Genomic DNA, 1,952 nt, shown 5'->3' on the forward strand with positions numbered 1-1,952 from the left:
CTATCGAACTTTCTTTCTTGTATTTATAACGCAACCTGTCGATAAAATTTTGAAAATCACTATAAAGTTTTTTCGTGTCCGTCATATTTTTCTTGTATGTCAAAGTTATATGTAATTCATTTGGCCGTCCTATAAAATTGTTATTTATCAAATAACGCAGCTTCTTAAAGGTTTGTCTCAAAGAATTATAATTTTCCTGCCGATTTTCCGAATGCTCGAACTCCCGGATCTCCCCAGTAGAGAGGTCTACAAACCTATCCTTGTCCAATTTTTTGATATTATTTTTCCGGTTCATCTTCTCCATATGCTGAACTTCAATGACGTGATTCATAGTGGTCACTTTTACAACATCATTTGGAGCTATGAAAACCGCGTCACCATTGCGTTTATCCATCCATTTCCCCTCAATTTTTCCTGTAATGTTTAATTAAAATCAAGTTAATAATAAAGAACCCCAAATCCGAAGTCAGTTTTTCAACAAAAATTAGCGTCCTTTTCCCAAATAGTCCCTATACAATTCCTTAATAGCAAACTCAATTACAGCATCTTTTGAAACTCTTCCAAATTCATTGTGTTTTGTAAAATGTTCGGCTAATAACTCTAGCTTTTTAAATGTTTCAACAGTAATTCGAGGTCCAATTTGTTTTTTCTCTTCCATCCAAACACACTCCTAACAAGTTGTTAACATAATTCTAACATTGGAAATAATAGAATTCAAGAACAGAAAAAAGAAGCACACTCGGAATGATATTTCGTTTCCTTTTGATTCCGAGCCTCCACCCCTTACAATCCCCAAAGGCAACCGACAAGGGAAAATTCGTCCCTTATCGGCACCTCCGGAAATTGTACAGCAAGGGGTCACTCCCAATAAAAAGACTACGACATATAAAACAGGTTTAGCTTCAGAGAAAAAGAGCATAAGGAAACTCGGTGCCACCCTAAAAAAAAGGGTGTCAAACAGGCTGTGCCTGTTGAGTTTCTATGCTCTTAGAACAGGTGCCGTTTTTGAAGCCAAAGATATAGCATAGATACCCCATAGATATAGCAGGGATATACCAAAATATCTCTAGAGATACGGGTATCTATGCTATATCTCTCTACAAGATTCCTCCACACGCTTGACGGAAATGCTTCAGCATTTTAGCACTCACTCGACAGAGTGTATAAGTGCGCCATTCGGAATTTCAAAGCTTCAAATTTCACAGAGAGTGCCCATTTATACACACCCCCTAAATCGTGGTGTGACAATGGGTTCTCGCCGGCTCGAAATCGGTTTGTCATTCTGACAAATAACCCTTCGGGAAATAAAAAAAACGGCTCCATAAAGAGGAACCGTTTTGCTTCAAAAATCACGTTTTGTGTTATACTGGAGAAACGAAATTGTGTTTTCAAAATTGTCATTTTCGACATGATAACTTTTCTCGTAGTGTGGTTTTGCCGAACCCACTACTTTTTTTATGTCTCCGAACTTCATTTCTTCCCGTTCCGGCTTAACAATCCCTTTTGATTTTCGATACATATTCATTCCGGAAGGATACATGTGCAGCCGTCCGCCTTTTAAAAATTTCTTTTCCCGACCTTCTACGATCTTTGTTTGCACCTCACAGCCCTCTGAAGCCACTTTTAAGGCTGTTTCCCTGTCTTGGACATCTTCTAGGTCTATATCAGTCAAATAAGCGCTCAAATAGGCTCCTATGTTGTCTATATCCTTTAATGACTTGATTGTTACAAATCCTAAACCCCATAGACTCCTTAATTCAGCATTTTTAATATAAATCTTATCCAAATCATTAAAGCGCATTAAAACATGACAATGCCAGGCTCCACGTCCTTGTGGCTCTACCACCGATAAATAATCTATCGAACTTTCTTTCTTGTATTTATAACGCAACCTGTCGATAAAATTTTGAAAATCACTATAAAGTTTTTTCGTGTCCGTCATATTTTTCTTG

The 1,952-nt window shown here is 37.5% G+C and carries 3 protein-coding genes; all 3 read right to left on the reverse strand.

Features of this window, described 5'->3' with window-relative positions; translation table 11 throughout:
- Nucleotides 1–394: hypothetical protein (locus ACWFQ8_RS33470; RefSeq protein ID WP_453790033.1), on the reverse strand; the 394-nt coding region annotated here is incomplete at its 3' end.
- 90 nt (nucleotides 395–484) lie between these two features.
- Nucleotides 485–658, reverse strand: a complete 174-nt coding sequence (locus ACWFQ8_RS33475) for a hypothetical protein (protein ID WP_375839303.1) — start codon at nucleotides 656–658, stop codon at nucleotides 485–487.
- A 684-nt stretch (nucleotides 659–1,342) separates the two neighbouring features.
- The coding region (locus tag ACWFQ8_RS33480; protein ID WP_453790034.1) for a rolling circle replication-associated protein at nucleotides 1,343–1,952 on the reverse strand (610 nt) is incomplete at its 5' end.

This window comes from Streptomyces sp. NPDC055254 (assembly GCF_053606025.1).

Bases quoted from the DNA above. Each gene is read 5' to 3' on its own strand.
- ACWFQ8_RS33475 (WP_375839303.1), bottom strand. From the start codon at position 658: ATGGAAGAGAAAAAACAAATTGGACCTCGAATTACTGTTGAAACATTT.